This is a genomic window from Halorientalis sp. LT38, assembly GCF_037031225.1.
Lineage (GTDB): Archaea > Halobacteriota > Halobacteria > Halobacteriales > Haloarculaceae > Halorientalis > Halorientalis halophila.
The window spans coordinates 2,752,541-2,767,263 of the sequence record NZ_JAYEZN010000001.1 but is presented as its reverse complement, the minus strand read 5'-3'; the positions used below and the strand labels follow the sequence as shown (position 1 = coordinate 2,767,263).

Annotated in this window: 14 protein-coding genes; 7 read left to right on the top strand and 7 right to left on the bottom strand. The window is 68.7% G+C overall.

What is annotated here, in order from left to right; genetic code table 11:
* The first annotated feature begins 286 nt into the window (after positions 1-286).
* Complete coding sequence (locus U5918_RS14240) at positions 287-2,014, top strand: alkaline phosphatase D family protein (RefSeq protein ID WP_336002111.1); 1,728 nt, start codon at positions 287-289, stop codon at positions 2,012-2,014.
* A gap of 35 nt (positions 2,015-2,049) precedes the next feature.
* A complete protein-coding gene (hmgA, locus tag U5918_RS14235) occupies positions 2,050-3,261 on the top strand; it encodes a hydroxymethylglutaryl-CoA reductase (NADPH) (protein ID WP_336002110.1) in 1,212 nt (403 codons plus the stop codon).
* A 19-nt stretch (positions 3,262-3,280) separates the two neighbouring features.
* Here hmgA and U5918_RS14230 read toward each other — a convergent pair whose 3' ends face one another.
* From U5918_RS14230 to U5918_RS14215, 4 genes are all read right to left on the bottom strand, one after another.
* Complete coding sequence (locus tag U5918_RS14230) at positions 3,281-3,691, bottom strand: hypothetical protein (RefSeq protein WP_336002109.1); 411 nt, start codon at positions 3,689-3,691, stop codon at positions 3,281-3,283.
* A 75-nt stretch (positions 3,692-3,766) separates the two neighbouring features.
* Entirely contained in the window at positions 3,767-4,291 is a 525-nt protein-coding gene (locus U5918_RS14225; protein ID WP_336002107.1) for a DUF5817 domain-containing protein, read from the bottom strand.
* A gap of 116 nt (positions 4,292-4,407) precedes the next feature.
* Complete coding sequence (gene icd, locus U5918_RS14220; RefSeq protein ID WP_336002105.1) at positions 4,408-5,670, bottom strand: isocitrate dehydrogenase (NADP(+)); 1,263 nt, start codon at positions 5,668-5,670, stop codon at positions 4,408-4,410.
* Between the two features lie 134 nt (positions 5,671-5,804).
* Positions 5,805-7,607 carry a hypothetical protein gene (locus U5918_RS14215; RefSeq protein ID WP_336002103.1) on the bottom strand — a complete coding sequence of 601 codons (1,803 nt, stop codon included), beginning with the start codon at positions 7,605-7,607 and terminating at the stop codon, positions 5,805-5,807.
* Positions 7,608-7,901: 294 nt separating this feature from the next.
* On the opposite strand from U5918_RS14215, the gene map reads away from it, so the two are divergent.
* On the top strand, positions 7,902-8,795 hold the full coding sequence (map, locus tag U5918_RS14210) for a type II methionyl aminopeptidase (RefSeq protein WP_336002101.1): 894 nt from the start codon (positions 7,902-7,904) through the stop codon (positions 8,793-8,795).
* Between the two features lie 6 nt (positions 8,796-8,801).
* Here map and U5918_RS14205 read toward each other — a convergent pair whose 3' ends face one another.
* A complete protein-coding gene (locus tag U5918_RS14205; RefSeq protein ID WP_336002099.1) occupies positions 8,802-9,002 on the bottom strand; it encodes a DUF7835 family putative zinc beta-ribbon protein in 201 nt (66 codons plus the stop codon).
* Positions 9,003-9,257: 255 nt separating this feature from the next.
* Here U5918_RS14205 and U5918_RS14200 point away from each other — a divergent pair, with 255 nt between their 5' ends.
* Positions 9,258-9,800: an HIT family protein gene (locus U5918_RS14200; RefSeq protein WP_336002097.1), complete on the top strand. Its 543-nt coding sequence runs from the start codon at positions 9,258-9,260 to the stop codon at positions 9,798-9,800.
* 45 nt (positions 9,801-9,845) lie between these two features.
* Positions 9,846-10,784, top strand: a complete 939-nt coding sequence (locus U5918_RS14195) for a cation diffusion facilitator family transporter (RefSeq protein ID WP_336002096.1) — start codon at positions 9,846-9,848, stop codon at positions 10,782-10,784.
* 3 nt (positions 10,785-10,787) lie between these two features.
* Here U5918_RS14195 and U5918_RS14190 read toward each other — a convergent pair whose 3' ends face one another.
* Positions 10,788-12,047, bottom strand: a complete 1,260-nt coding sequence (locus U5918_RS14190) for a tRNA (N(6)-L-threonylcarbamoyladenosine(37)-C(2))-methylthiotransferase (RefSeq protein WP_336002094.1) — start codon at positions 12,045-12,047, stop codon at positions 10,788-10,790.
* A 48-nt stretch (positions 12,048-12,095) separates the two neighbouring features.
* A complete protein-coding gene (gene deoC / locus U5918_RS14185) occupies positions 12,096-12,761 on the bottom strand; it encodes a deoxyribose-phosphate aldolase (RefSeq protein ID WP_336002093.1) in 666 nt (221 codons plus the stop codon).
* A gap of 79 nt (positions 12,762-12,840) precedes the next feature.
* On the opposite strand from deoC, the gene U5918_RS14180 reads away from it, so the two are divergent.
* Both U5918_RS14180 and U5918_RS14175 read left to right on the top strand, forming a co-directional pair.
* Positions 12,841-13,665: a DUF63 family protein gene (locus tag U5918_RS14180; protein WP_336002091.1), complete on the top strand. Its 825-nt coding sequence runs from the start codon at positions 12,841-12,843 to the stop codon at positions 13,663-13,665.
* A gap of 289 nt (positions 13,666-13,954) precedes the next feature.
* Positions 13,955-14,680: a hypothetical protein gene (locus tag U5918_RS14175; protein ID WP_336002089.1), complete on the top strand. Its 726-nt coding sequence runs from the start codon at positions 13,955-13,957 to the stop codon at positions 14,678-14,680.
* Positions 14,681-14,723 lie beyond the last annotated feature (43 nt).

The following is a 14,723-nucleotide window of genomic DNA, read 5'->3' as shown; positions in this document are numbered from 1 at the left end:
TTTGGTGTTGCACGACCTACGGTAGATGATATTGAAAAGATTTTGCCTTCAATATACGGCACCGGTGGATTTTCGTGCATATATTGCCGCTGTCCCCGTCGCTGCCCCCGGAACGTGATGCGTGGGAGCGACCGCGACGCGTCTGCCGACCGGCACGAAACGTATCTCTCTCCGGTCACATCCCCGGCCGTTATTAACGACCGGGCATACGAACCGTTACGTTTAGCCAATCTGTTTTACAATAATCGTCTGAGGTTTCCGATGTACGAACGGGTGGGGGTCGACGGTGACTGAAGAGCGGAGGGTGGACGATGGACGGCGGGCGGCGCTCAGGGGCATCGCCGGGGCGCCCTTCGCGCTCGGGACGGCGGACCTGCTGGGGACGGACGCGATACCCGAACCGCGGTCGGTCGAACCGCTCTCGGGTGGCGCCAGTCGCTACTGGGGCGACCGAGACACCGACGGCGTGTTTCCCCAGTCCGTCGCAAGCGGCGATCCGACGCCGACCGGGGCGGTGGTCTGGACGCGGGTGAACCCGGACGCCTTCGATCCGAACGCGCCGCTGGAACTCGTCGTCGCGACCGACGAGGACTTCGAGCGCGACCGGCGGACTTTCGCCGTCGGGACCGACGATCTCGCAGCCCACGACTACACCGCGAAGATCGATCTCGACGGGCGACTGTCGCCCGACGAGCGGTACTACTACCGGTTCGTCTACGACGACGTGGCCAGCGAGACCGGCGAGTTCCGGACCCTGCCGGCACCGGGGAGCAGCCCCGAGCGCGTCAGGTTCGGGATCGTGAACTGCCAGGACTACCGGAACGGCTACTACGGCGCGTTCGCGCACCTCGCCCGGGAGGACCTGGACTTCGTCCTCCACCTGGGCGATTTCGTCTACGAGTACGGCGGCTTCACCGAGTCCCAGGCCTTCTACGAGTACTTCGACCGGTACGTTCGGCTCCCGAGCGGCGAATCAGTCGCGGTCGATCTGGCCGACTTCCGGCACCTCTATCGGACCTATCGGGGCGACCGGTTCCTCCAGGCCGCGCTCGAACGCCACGCGCTCGTGCCGACCTGGGACGACCACGAGATCGTCGACAACCGCTACTGGGACTACGAGGAAGACCGCCCCCGCGCCGGTGCGAAGACCCACCCCTGCAAGGGCGACCCCGACGCCATGCGACGACTGTTCGCGGCCGGCATCAGGGCCTGGTGGGAGTACATGCCCGTCCGGGTGGGCTACGATCCGAACGCGGCGGACCTCCAGCAGCGGTTGCGGCTCTACCGAACGTTCGAGTTCGGCGACCTGCTGGATCTGGTGGTGACAGACGAACGCCTCTACCGGACGAGCCCGGAGGCCGGCGACAAACTGGGGATCGAGTTCGGTTCGGACGACTCGGGGTCCGTGGCCGAGGCGGACATCGACCAGACGATGCTTGGCGAGACGCAACGCCGGTGGTTCCTGAAGCAGATGCGGGACGGCGACGCCACCTGGTCCGCCTGGGCCAACGAGGTCCTTCTCACGGACTTCCGGGTCGACACCGACTACGCGACCGTGTTCAACGCCGACGCCTGGGACGGGTTCGCGACGGAGCGGCGGTACCTGCTGGACCGACTCCGCGACGGCCCGGAGAACCTCCTCGTGTTCAGCGGCGACCTCCACTCCTCGCTCGCCGGGTACGTGGCCCGAGGCGACGCCGCGTCGCCCGACTCGCGGGTCGGCGTCGAACTCATGACGCCCGCGGTCACCAGTCCGAACCTCCGCGAACGCCTCGACGGCGTCGATTCGGCCCGGGTCGAGCGCTACCTCACCGACGCCATCGTCTCCCGCAGCGCGCAGGTCGAGGCGCTCGACAGCGGCCACTGGGGGTACGCCGTCGCCGAGGTCACCCGCGACGCCTGCGAGTTCACGGTCCACGCGGTCGACAAGTCGGTGAACTCGGGGGCCGCTCCGAAGGAAGAGCTGTTCAGCTACCGGGTCCCCGCCGGCGAGGTCGACCTCAGGCGGGTGTAGAAACGCTTAGGGGAACACCGGTCGACCCGTCCGGTATGACCGACCCGTCAGAGCTCGCCGCACGCGTCCGCGACGGCGAGCTCCGACTCCACGAACTGGAGGCCCACGCCGACCCGGAGACGGCCGCCGCGGCCCGCCGGGCCTTCGTCGAGAGCGAGACAGACACCGACCTCGAGACAGTCGGATCGTACGCGTTCGAGGCCGAAAACGCCGACCCCAATATCGAGAACATGATCGGCGGGGCGCAGGTCCCGATGGGCGTCGTCGGCCCCGTGGAGATCGACGGCGGGAGCGTCGACGGCGAGCGCTACCTTCCGATGGCGACGACCGAGGGGGCGCTGCTCGCGAGCGTCAACCGCGGCTGCTCGGCCATCCGATCGGCCGGCGGCGCGACCGCGCGCGTCCTCAAGAACGGGATGACCCGCGCGCCCGTGTTCACGGTCGAAGACGTCGGCGAAGCCGCGACCGTGGCCGCCTGGGTCCGCGAGAACACGGACCAGCTGGCCGAGGCCGCCGAGTCGACCACCAGCCACGGCGAGCTCACCGACGTGACCCCCTACGTCGTCGGCGACTCGGTCTTCCTCCGGTTCGTCTACGACACGAAGGACGCGATGGGAATGAACATGGCCACCATCGCCACGGAGGAGGCCTGCGGCGTCGTCGAAAGCGAGACGCCTGCCTCCCTCGTCGCGCTCTCGGGCAACCTCTGTACGGACAAGAAGCCCGCGGCGATCAACGCCATCGAGGGCCGGGGCCGCACCGTCGCCGCCGACGTGCTCCTCCCCCACGACCTCGTCGAGGAGCGCCTCGACACGACCGCCGACGCCATCGCGGAGGCCAACACCCGCAAGAACCTCGTCGGGAGCGCGAAAGCGGGGAGCCTGGGGTTCAACGCCCACGCCGCGAACGTCATCGCCGCCGCGTTCCTCGCGCTGGGCCAGGACATCGCCCAGGTCGTCGAGGGTTCGAACGCCATCACCACAGTCGAAGAGCGCGAGGAGGGGCTCTACGCCAGCGTCACGATCGCCTCCCTCGAAGTCGGTACCGTCGGTGGCGGGACGGGCCTGCCCACGCAGGCCGAGGCCCTCGACGTGGTCGGCGTCGGCGGCGGCGGCGACCCCGCCGGCAGCAACGCCGACGCGCTCGCGGAAGTGATCGCGACGGCGGCGCTAGCGGGCGAACTCTCCCTGCTGGCGGCGCTGGCCTCCCGGCACCTCTCCAGCGCCCACGCGGAACTGGGTCGGTGAGGAGCCGGTTGGAAGCCGTCTAGTCCCCCGGGCGGACCCCCGGCGGCACCGCCTCCCGGAGTCGCTCTGCGTCCCCGATGATACCGAGCACGACGAGCGCCCCGCCCAGCGCCAGCACCGCGATGATCAGCGTGAACAGCCCCCGGCCCAGGAGCGGGACGAGCAGCCAGTCCGCGAAGAGCAACGCCCACCCGGCGGCCAGAAGCGAAAAGCCCGCGACCTGAAGCCCGTGCCCGAGCACGCGGTGGTAGAGCGCCCCGAATCCGAAGCCGGCCGCGAAGAGGAACTGGCCGATCCGGTTGAGCCCGAGACCCCCCACCGACGGCTGGCCGGCGCTCCCGGCGATCACGACCACGATCGCCCCGAGGACGATCCCGGTCCCCGCCGCGAGGAAGAACAGGTCCGCGCGTTCCGGTCGCTCCGCTGCCATACAGGTATGTCACCGTCTCGCATGTTAAATTCCGCAGTCGTGATTCGGACAACTTACGCCGCTGTCAGAAACCGGTCAGAGCAGGCGGTAGGTCCCGTCCCGTTCGGTCACCTCGCCCCGGCGGACGAGTTTCGCGAGCGCGTCCCGGACGTACTCGGCCGGCACGCCGCGGTCGGTCGCGTAGGCGAGGACCGCCTCCTCCGTCGGTTCGTCCCGGTCCCGGAGCGCCGCCAGGACCGTCTCCTTGCGACTTTGACCGCCGCCGCTCCCCTCGCCGGCGCGATCGCCGGCCGCCGCGACCGCGTCGGGGTCCAGCCCGGACGCTTCGAGATACTCGTCGTCGTCGACGCCGGCCTCGTCCAGGTAGCGGTCCATCTCCGCGAACGAGTCCAGGTCGTCGAAGGCGTCTTCCCGGCCCTGGCGTTTCGCCAGCAGGGCCGCCCGGACCTCGCGGGCGTGGTCCGGGTCCTCGGTGGTGACGAACTGCTTGAGGGTCTCGAACTTGCGGCTGGCGCCACAGCGGGGACACTCGGAGCGTTCGGGGCGGCCCTCGACGACGCGGAGCGCGTCGCAGTCGCTGCACCCGACGACCGCGTACATATCCGCACCTGCGTCGCCATCGGAGAAGAGTTTTCCGTCCCCCGTCGCCCCCGCTGGGTGGACCAGGTGGCGCGGCTGGACGGAGCGAGACGAAACAGAAAACGGCGGCCGGGGAGTCAGGCCAGGTCGTGGATGTTGTCGGCGACCCGCTGGGCGTACTCGCTGGTGGCGAGTTTCTCGCCGCCCTGGATCTGGCGCTCGATGTCGTAGGTGACGTGTTTGGACTTGATCGCCTCCTCGACGGCGTCGTAGATCAGGTTACTGGCGTCCTGCCAGCCGAGGTACTCGAGCATGATCCGGCCGGAGAGGATCATCGCGGTCGGGTTCACCTTGTCCTGGCCGGCGTACTTGGGGGCCGAGCCGTGGACGGGTTCGGCGAGACAGCGACCGTCGCCGAAGTTCGCGCCGGGGGCGATCCCCTGCCCGCCGATCTGGGCGCCGCAGGCGTCCGAGAGGTAGTCGCCGTTGAGGTTCGGCATCGCGAGCACGTCGTACTGCTCGGTGCGGGTGAGGATCTGCTGGAGCATGTTGTCGGCGATGCGGTCGTTGACGACGACGGCGTCCTCGGGGGCTTCGCCGTCGCGTTCCTCCCAGAGGGTGTCCTCGGTGATGACCTCGCTGCCGTACTCCTCTTCGGCGACCTCGTAGCCCCAGTCGCGGAACGCGCCCTCGGTGAACTTCATGATGTTCCCCTTGTGGACCAGCGTGACCGAATCGCGGTCGTTCTCCAGGGCGTACTCGATGGCCTTGCGGACGAGGCGTTTGGTGCCGAACTCGGTGATCGGCTTGACGCCGATGCCGACGGCGCCCTCGTGGATCGTCTCGTCGAAGCCCATCTCGTCTTCGACGAACTCGCGGACCTTCTCGACCTCGTCGGTGCCGGCCTCCCACTCGATGCCGGCGTAGACGTCCTCGGTGTTCTCCCGGAAGGTGACCATGTCCATCTGGTCCGGGCGCGTCACCGGCGAGGGGACGCCCTCGATGTGGTAGGTGGGTCGGACGTTCGTGTAGAGGTCGAGTCGCTTGCGGAGAGCGACGTTCAGCGAGCGAAAGCCCGCGCCGACCGGGGTCGTGAGCGGGCCCTTGATCCCGACGTTGAACTCCCGGAACGCCTGGAGGGTGTCCTCGGGGAGGTTCTCGTCGTACTGCTCGCGTGCGGTCTCGCCGGCGTAGACCCGCATCCAGCTGATCGACCGGCCGGTGGCTTCGGCCGCCGCCTCGAGCACCTTCTGTGCGGCCGGTCCGACGTCGACGCCGATTCCATCGCCGTAGATGATGGGGATGATGGGGTTCTCCGGAACCGAGAGTTCGTCGTTCTCCGGATCTACCACCTCGATTTTCTCCCCGTCCGCGGGCACGTCGACCTTCTCGTAGGGCATATCTCGGAAGTTCACACGTCGGGCTAAAAGGCCTACCGCTTCCTGGGAAACTATCGACAACGACCGTGGTGATTATTCAGTGTCAGGCTCGTCGCTGACCGTCCCCGAGAGCGGCCCGCGGCGATGGGGCCGTCCTACAGCCCGCCGTCAGTCGTCGTCACACCACCGGCACCAGGCGTCGCTTCGGTCGCCGTCTCTCCGCCTGGCGTCTCCTCTTCGGGCGTCTCGTCGGTCGGCGTCTCTCCGCCCGGCGTCTCCTCCTCGGGCGTCTCCGTCTCGCCCGGCGTCGTCGTCTCGTTCGGCGTGGCCATTGCGGTGGCGTTGTCCTCGCCGTTCTGCACGGTCAGCGGCAGGGTGACGGTCGTCCGCTGGCTCTCGATTTGCTGGGTGTAGGTTCCGGCCGTGAGGTCCTCGGTGGAGACGTTGATCGTGACCTCCTGGCGTTCACCCGGTTCGAGGACGACCAGCTGGCGCGTCATCGCGGTCGTCCCGACCTGGTAGCCGATGTACTCGACGCCGCGCTGGTCGTCGGCGTTGACCAGCGTGAGCGTCGCCGTGAAGTTCTCGCCGGCCTGGATCTCGTCGGGGACCGAGACGTTCGCCAGGTGGAACTGGCCGTACTCGGTCGTCAGTCGAGCCGTGGCGCGGTCCGCCGTGGCGTTGTCGACCTGGACGGCGGTCGGCTGTGCGGCGGTCGCGGGGCCGCCTGCCTGCGCGTTCCCCTGACCGCCGGGCGGTCCGGCCTGGGTCGTGTTCGGCTGTCCGGCGCCACCGGGCGTCGCCGCACCGGTCGCGTTGCCGGTCTCGTTCGCCCCCATGCTCGTCGTCACGACCATCTCGCCGACGCTGAGGTGGGTGACGTTCACCATCGGCACGACGACGGTCTGGCCTTCACCGGCCTGTCCGCCGCCCGCACCTGGCGTCATCTCGCCGTCGTCGGGAGTCATCTCACCGTCATCCGGCGTCATCTCGCCGTCGTCGGTGGTGGTCTCGCCTTCGTCGGGCGTCATCTCACCATCATCCGGCGTCATCTCGCCGTCACCCGGCGTCGTCTCGTTCGCCTGAGCCATCATCGGTGAAACGGCTTCGGTGGGCGTCCCCGGTGCGCCAGGCGTCTCCGCTCCGGGCGTCTCCGCTTCGGGCGTCGCCTCACCCGGCGTCGCTTCGCCCGGCGTCTCCGTCGTGGTCGCCTCGCCGGGCGTCGCCTCACCGGGCGTCCCGGCCTCGCCCGCTTGCTCGCCGGCGGCCGCCGACTCCTCGTAGCTCAGGGAGTCGACTTCGAGCTGCTGGACCGAGAGCATCGCGATCCTGACGCTCTCGACCTCCTCTGTCTCGTTCGTCTCGTTCTGGGCTCCGGCAGCCGGCGTGGTCTCGCCGCCGGGCGTCTCCGTTTCGTTCTCCTGGGCCAGCAGGGGTTCGGTCCCCTCATCCGCGACCGTCGGGGTCGCGGTCTCTTCGCCCATCGGCGTCTCCGTCGCGGTTTCTTCGCCCATCGGCGTCTCGGTCGCAGTCGCCTCGCCCATCGGCGTCTCCGTCATGTTTGCCTCGCCAGCGGGCATGGTCTCGTTCGCTGCGCCCGGCATCTCCTCCGGGGCCATCCCCTGGCTGGTGAGGTCGTCGGCCGTCACGCCTTCCAGTTGGAGCGACTGGATCTCGACGTCGACGAAGGTCCCGTTGGTGATGGTCCGGTTCTCGCTCGTCACTTCGGCCACCGTCAGCCGGTTGACGGTCGCGTTCGTGACGTTCGTGTCCTGAAGCCGGAGTCGTTCGACGGTGACTCCGTGAAGAGTCACACCCGTGGCGTCCGTCGTCTCGTCCGTCGTGTCCGCGGCCGTGGCCTGTGGCGCACCCTGTTGCCCACCTGCTGTCAGGGCAATTCCGGCCGCGGCCACGACCAGAAGTATCGCTGTCACTGCCGCCAGATGCTTGTCTCTCATCCGGTGTCCGGTTCCTCAAGGCCCGGGATAAGGGGCCCAGACCGTTTCGAGAACGTAGCGACCGACTGTGTGGGATAAGCGGTCTCTGACGGCCGATCGGTTGCAGATCGGCATCTTTCACTTGCGGGTCGGCTGACCCTCACCGACCAGTGGCGATCAATTTGGCTACCCGTAAGCGACCGGGTGCTCCGGCGTCGTCTCGGCTGTCGGACCGGTTCGGTCGAGACGGGCGGACGGCGCCGCGTGACCTGCCGGAGCGCAACTCCTTTGCCGGCGTTCGTCGAACGGGCGGGTATGACCGACGTGGACCTGGACGGCGAGCAGTACGAGAAACACCGGGAAGCGGGCGAGATCCTCGCGCAGGTGCGAAACGAGGCCGCAGACCGGGTGGAAGTCGGCGCGAGTCACCTGGAACTGGCCGAGTGGGCCGAGGAGCGGATCCGCGAACTCGGCGGCGAGCCGGCCTTCCCCGTGAACATCAGCATCGACGAGGAGGCCGCCCACGCCACGCCGAGCGTCGACGATTCGGCGACCTTCGGCGAGGAGATGGTCAACCTCGACATCGGGGTTCACGTCGACGGCTGGCTCGCCGACACCGCCGTCACCGTCGACCTCTCGGGTAACCCCGAGCTAGCGGAGGCCTCCGAGGCAGCCCTCGACGCCGCACTCGACGTGGTGGAAGCCGGCGTCGACACGGGCGAGATCGGTGCCGTCATCGAGGAGACGATCGACGGTTACGGGTTCAACCCGGTCGTGAACCTCACCGGCCACGGACTTGGCCACTGGAAGCAGCACACGCCGCCGAACATCCCGAACCGGGAGGTCGCACAGGGCGTCGAACTCGAGGCCGGCGACGTCGTCGCCATCGAACCGTTCGCGACCGACGGCGGCGGCAAGGTGCGGGAGGGCAGCGAGGAGGAGATCTTCGCGCTCGAATCGGAGGGGTCGGTCCGCAACCGCGCCGCCCGGGACGCGCTGAACCAGATCACCGAGGAGTTCAAGACGTTACCCTTCGCCACGCGCTGGCTCGACGTGCGCCGGCCGGAGATGGCGCTCCGGCGGCTCAAACAGCAGGACGTGCTCCACGGCTACCCCGTACTCAAGGAGGAGGACGGCCAGCTGGTCAGTCAGAAAGAACACACGCTCATCGTCACCGAGGACGGCTGCGAGGTCACGACGCGGCTGTGATGTCAGCTAGGCGTTGTTCATCCGCAGGACGGTGCGCGCACCACACACCCGACACTCGCTGACACGGTAGGGCTCGCGCGAGTACTCGGCGTTCTCCGGCGTGGCGCTCTCCGTGAGAATCTCCACGGACACCTCGTGGGGCGTCTCTCGCCGACATTCCTCGCACTCCTCTGTCATCCCGTCGGACGTATCATCGCGTACTGACATCGCGTCCGGTCCTACCCCGGTCGGGAGCATAAAAACTCCAATCCGTTCCGGTTCGTTCACGCGATTTCCGGTCGCCGTCCGGTGGTTTTCGCTATGACGGGCCGAGAGCGTCCCAGATCGTTTACGGAGCCCGTTCACAGTTCCGTTCGGGGCTACCCCGATAGAACGGCCGATGGATATAAATACGTGAAGATGGCTCGCCATCGAATCGCGGTGTGCCGTGGCGGTTAAGCCGGGCGCGGTCCCAGCACGGGCATGGAGCAGGTGTTCGCGCCCTGGCGGATCGACTGGGTCGAGCGGCCGGACAAGAACGAGGACGTCGACGGCTGCGTGTTCTGCGCGTTCGCCGACGCCGACGACGATCGGGCGAACAAGGTCGTCGCCCGGAGCGAGCACGCGTTCGTCCTGCTGAACAACTACCCGTACAACCCCGGGCACGCGATGGTGATCCCCCACCAGCACACCGGCGACTACCGCGACCTCGACGAACCGGTACTCGCCGATCACGCGCGCCTCAAACAGCGGACCATCGAGGCGATGGAGACGGCCCTGCATCCGGAGGGGTACAACGCCGGTCTCAACCTCGGTGGCGGCGCGGCCGGGGGGTCGATCGACGACCACCTCCACACCCACGTCGTCCCGCGGTGGGAGGGCGACACCAACTTCATGCCGGTGATCTCGGAGACGAAGGTGATCGTCGAGGCCGTCGAGGACACCTACGAGCGCCTCCACGAGGGCTTCGCCGAACAGGAGGGGGCGACGGTCCACGGGCCGGACCAAGCGGTCGACCTGTCGTAGGCCGTCGAAGGGGGACTTTTGACCCCCCGCGTCCAAGCGCCTGCGATGACACGCTCGACGGCGCTCAGGCGGGTCGGCCTCGTGGTGCTCGGGGTCAACCTGGTCCTGGTCCTGGCCAAGGGGGCGATCTGGTACGTCACCGGGAGCCTCGCCGTCGGCTCGGAGGCCGTCAACAGCCTCGCCGACACGGTCTACAGCGTGGTGATCGTCGCCGGCCTCTACCTCACCACCCGGCCCCCCGACTTCGAGCACCCCCACGGCCACGAGCGCATCGAGCCGTTCGTGAGCCTCTTCGTCGCGCTGGGCATCTTCGCCGCCGGCGCAGCCGTCATCTGGCAGGCGATCTCGAGCGTCCTCGCGGACTCCGTCGCGGTGACCCACAACCCCGCGGCCGTGGGCGTGCTCGCGTTCGCCGCCGTCGCAAAGTACCTGCTCTATCGCTACTGTCTGGCGGTGGGAACGGACCACCGCTCGCCCGCCGTCGTGGCGACGGCGCTGGACAATCGCAACGACATCCTCACCGCGCTGGCGGCGATGGGGGGCGTCATCGGCGCCGTCCTCGGGTTCCCGCTGCTCGACCCCATCGCGGCCGCCGTCGTCGGCGTCGGCATCCTCTACACCGGCGTCGAGGTCGTCCGGGACAACCTCGACTACCTCGTCGGGGCGGCCCCGCCCGAGGATCTCCGGGCCGAGATCGTCCGCCGGGCGCTCTCCCACCCCGACGTGGAGGGCGCCCACGACGTCATCGCCCACTACGTCGGCCCGGAGATCGACGTCTCGCTCCACGTCGAGGTGGAAGGCGACCGCACCCTGACGGAGGCCCACGACATCGAGAGCGCCGTGATCCAGTCGATCGAGCGCCTCCCGGAGGTCGACGACGCGTTCGTCCACGTCGACCCGAAGGAGGCCGGCGAGTGGAAACCCGACGAGGAGGTCGACCGCCTGGTCGGCGGCCCGAACCGGGACCCCGACCGCGACCCCTGAGACTCAGATCGGTTCGCCGAAGGCGTACACCGTGTTGTGGCTCGTGATCTCGACGTCGACGAACTCGCCGACCGCGAGCCCCCGCTCCTCCGCGTCGGCGATCACGACCTGGCGGTGAGCCTCGTCGTAGCCCACGAGCGACTCGCCGGTCCCGTCCTCGACGAGCAGGACCCTGCGATCGGTGCCGACCATCTCCTCGTGAGCCCCGCCCACGAGGTCCATCTTCAGTTCGGAGAGTTCCTTCGAGCGGTCCTTCTTCGTCTGGCCGCCCAGCCCCTTCATGTCGGCGGCGTCGGTGCCGGGGCGCTTCGAGAAGCGCGTGACGTTGATCTTCTCGGGGCGCGTCTCGCGCATGAGCGCGAGGCTCTGCTCGTGGTCGCGGTCGGTTTCGGTCGGGAAACCCGCGATGAAGTCCGTCGAGAGCGTCCAGTAATCGAGGTGCTCGTCGAAGGTCTCGACGACCTCGACGTACTCCGACACCGCGTGCTGGCGGCGCATGTCGGCGAGCACGTCGTCGCTGCCCGACTGGACGGGCGCGTGCAGGAAGTTGTACAGTTCGTCGTTCTCGGCGAACACCCGGGCGAGGTCCTCGCGGGCGCCGTGGACGCCCTTCGGGTTGGCCATCCCCACCCGAACCCGGAAGTCGCCCTCGATATCGCAGATGCGGTCCAGTAGCTCGGGGAGGAGGCTCTCGCCCTGATTGCTGTCCCAGCCGTAGACGCCGGTGTCCTGGCCGGTGATACGTATCTCCTTCGCGCCCGCGTGGACGAGCGCCCGGGCCTTCTCGACGTTCTCGTCGACCGACGGGCTGTCGATGCGACCGGTGGCCTGCTTGGTGATGCAGTACGAGCAGTCGCTCATGCAGCCCCGCGCGATGGGGAGGATGCCGGTCACGCCGTCGAGCACCGGTTCGACGCCGTCGGTGACGGTCGGGCACTCGCCGTTGCGGACGTGTTCGGGCACCTCGTCCCAGTGGAGGATCTCCGCGTCGAACTCCTCGTCGCGGAAGAGGTCGCCCTGGGCGAGCGCCATGCAACCGGTCACCACCAGGTCGCCGGGCGTCTCCGCGTCGAGTTCTCTGGCCCGCCGGAGCATGTTCTGCTCCGTCTTCTCGAGGACCGTGCAGGTGTTGAGGATCGCCACGTCGGCCGCTTCGGGGCCGTCGACGGGGTGGTGGCCCCCCTCGCGCAGCGCCTGCTCGATCTGCTGGGTCTCACCCCTGTTGGAGGTACACCCGTACGTCTCGATGTGATAGCGGGCCATTCGCTACTCCGTCCTCGGGGCTCGCCGAGCAAAAACGCGACGGATCCGTCACGCCCCGTCCGATCCGGCTCCGGTCGATGGCTGCCCCGCCGCCGCCCACTCCTCGACGATGGCGACCCCGCTGCTCGCGCCGATGCGTTCGGCCCCGGCGTCGAACATCGCTTTCGCCGCCTCCCAGGAGCCGATCCCGCCGCTGGCCTTCACCGGCAGGTACTCGCTCAGCAGTTCGACGTCGGCCACCGTGGCGCCGCCCTCGGCGAACCCGGTCGCGGTCTTGAGCATGTCGGCGTCGGCGGCGACCGCGAGTTCGGCCGCCCGGCGTGTCTCCTCGTCGCTGAGCAGCGACGTCTCGAGGATGACCTTCACGGGCATCGGGGTAGCGGCGACGACTTCGCCGATTTCGTCCTCGTAGGTGTCTTCCTCGCCCGATTTCAGGCGCCCGACGTTGGCCACCAGATCGAGTTCGTCGGCGCCGTCGGTCCAGGCCCGCTCGGCCTCACTGACCTTCGTCTCCGTCGCGTGCTGCCCCTGGGGAAACCCGATCACCGTCGCGAGCGTCGTCTCGGGCGCGTAGTCCGCGACCAGATCGACGTAACACGGCGGGACGCAGGCGTTCATCCCGTGTTCGACGGCCTCGTCCACGACCCCCAGTACCTCGTCGCCGGTGGTCGCCGGCCCCAGTACCGTGTGGTCGATCCGCCCGGGTACGTCCATGGGCCTCGATAGCAGCGGACGGGGAAAAAGGGACGTGGCCGACCGGAAGGCTTTCGGCGGCCGGCCGACCCCCTCCGACATGTTTCGCCAGGTGTTGCCTGAGGGGCTGGCCGTCCCCGCGACGCCGTATCTGCTCGTGCTGGTCGTCGCCGGCCTCGCCGTCGGCGCCGCGTTGTACAGTCGTCGACCACCTGTCACGCAGCGACTCGTCCTCGCGTTCACCCCGTGGATGACCGCGGGCGCAGCCCTGCACGTCGTCTACCAGCTCGGGGCCGCGCCGCCGGCCATCGCCCCGCTCCTGGGCGCACCCGCAGTGTACGTGACGACCTTCCTGCTGGCCGGGGCGGTCTGGGTGGGGCTGCTCTCACTCGACCGCCGGGTTCCGCGTCCCCTCGCCGTCGTCGGCGGCGTCGTGACGCTCGTCGGTGCCGCGAACGTCGTCGCCACGGCGACCACCCGGGGGACGTTCGCCCCGGTGCTCCCGCTCGCGGCGCTCGTCGCGTCGGTTCCGCTCACTGCTGGGACGTACGGCGCAGTCCGACACCTGCGACCGACCGTGACCGCCCGAACGGGGGCTCTCGGTGCGGTCGTCGTGTTCGGGCACGTTCTCGACGGCGTGTCCACCGCGGTCGGCGTCGACCTGCTGGGAAGCGGGGAGCGAAGCCCACTTCCCGAGGCGATCATGGACTTCGCCGCCTCACTGCCGACCGAACCCCTGCTCGGTAGCGGCTGGCTGTTCGTGCTCGTGAAGCTCCTGATCGCCGCCGGCGTCCTGGTGCTGTTCGCGGATTTCCTGGAGGAGGACCCGGTCCAGGGCAACGCGGCGCTCGGGCTCGTCGCCGCCGTCGGACTCGGGCCCGGGACGCACAACGTGTTGCTGTTCGCAGCCCTGGGAGCGGCGTGAGCGGCGCTCGCGAGTCGGGTATCGAAAGGGAACGAGAGTGAGGGTCGGTACCGGTCAACCCCGTGGTGTTGGGTTTTGGTCCGTCCGTGCGGGTCGCGGACGCGTGGTGATCGGTCGGAGTGGCGAGCTCCACTTCCCCCGCGCCCTCATCCTACCCATGTCCGGCCGAGAGTATAAAGGTTACTGCTCTGGAACCTTATTTCGTAAGCGCGAAGTTCGGATTGCGAGGGCTTACAGCCGTCGTCTAGGTCCCCCAAGATTAATGCGCATGGGCGAAATATGGATTCCCATGCCCTCAGACTCCGGTTCCGAGGAGTATCCGCGGGCACCCGCCCAGAAGGCCCGTGACGAGAACATTCTGGGCGTCTTCGAGGCGACGGCGGACCCCGTCCTGACGACCTCCGAGGTCGCCGAGGAACTCCCGATCGGGAAGCGCGCGACGCTGAACCGCCTCGAGGACCTCGTGGACCGGGGGGAACTCGACTCGAAGGACGTCGGCGTGGGCCGCGTCTGGTGGCGCGAGCCCGCTGGAACGGAACCCGACGAACCGGAGATTGCGGCCGAGAGCGGTCCGGAACCGGCGAGAGCGGGGGATCCGAACGCCCGCCGCGATCCAGCGCCGGACGCGCCCGTGACCGGTGGCAACGAACCGGTCGCGGCGGCCGACGATACCGACCCTGCGGTCGATACCGGATCCGAGAGCACCGAAGACGACGTGGAACCCCTGGAGAGCGAGAGCCCGCGCTGGGCCTTCATCGGGAGCCTCGGCCGGCATTCGATCCTCGCCGGCGTCTTCCTGCTCGGCCTCCTGCTCGTGGAGGGGATCATCCAGCAGGCGCTGCTGCCAGTGTCGCCGGTCCCGGTCTTTCTGACCGCGGTCGTGTTCTTCCTCATCGGCTTCCCCGCGCGGGGCGCCTACCGCACGAAGAAGTACTTCGAGTCGACCGATCTCTCGATTTCGCAGTTCGTCGGCCCGCTGGGACGGGTCTTCGGCCGGGACGACTCGCGTTCCTGAGTGGCGACGCCGGCCGAACACCCGACGGTTTTGTACCGCCTGC

Bases quoted from the DNA above. Each gene is read 5' to 3' on its own strand.
- U5918_RS14180 (WP_336002091.1), top strand. From the start codon at position 12,841: ATGTTTCGCCAGGTGTTGCCTGAGGGGCTGGCCGTCCCCGCGACGCCG.
- U5918_RS14225 (WP_336002107.1), bottom strand. From the start codon at position 4,291: ATGTACGCGGTCGTCGGGTGCAGCGACTGCGACGCGCTCCGCGTCGTC.
- U5918_RS14230 (WP_336002109.1), bottom strand. From the start codon at position 3,691: ATGGCAGCGGAGCGACCGGAACGCGCGGACCTGTTCTTCCTCGCGGCG.
- U5918_RS14190 (WP_336002094.1), bottom strand. From the start codon at position 12,047: ATGGCCCGCTATCACATCGAGACGTACGGGTGTACCTCCAACAGGGGT.
- hmgA (WP_336002110.1), top strand. From the start codon at position 2,050: ATGACCGACCCGTCAGAGCTCGCCGCACGCGTCCGCGACGGCGAGCTC.
- U5918_RS14205 (WP_336002099.1), bottom strand. From the start codon at position 9,002: ATGTCAGTACGCGATGATACGTCCGACGGGATGACAGAGGAGTGCGAG.
- map (WP_336002101.1), top strand. From the start codon at position 7,902: ATGACCGACGTGGACCTGGACGGCGAGCAGTACGAGAAACACCGGGAA.
- U5918_RS14200 (WP_336002097.1), top strand. From the start codon at position 9,258: ATGGAGCAGGTGTTCGCGCCCTGGCGGATCGACTGGGTCGAGCGGCCG.
- icd (WP_336002105.1), bottom strand. From the start codon at position 5,670: ATGCCCTACGAGAAGGTCGACGTGCCCGCGGACGGGGAGAAAATCGAG.
- U5918_RS14195 (WP_336002096.1), top strand. From the start codon at position 9,846: ATGACACGCTCGACGGCGCTCAGGCGGGTCGGCCTCGTGGTGCTCGGG.
- deoC (WP_336002093.1), bottom strand. From the start codon at position 12,761: ATGGACGTACCCGGGCGGATCGACCACACGGTACTGGGGCCGGCGACC.
- U5918_RS14215 (WP_336002103.1), bottom strand. From the start codon at position 7,607: ATGAGAGACAAGCATCTGGCGGCAGTGACAGCGATACTTCTGGTCGTG.
- U5918_RS14175 (WP_336002089.1), top strand. From the start codon at position 13,955: ATGCCCTCAGACTCCGGTTCCGAGGAGTATCCGCGGGCACCCGCCCAG.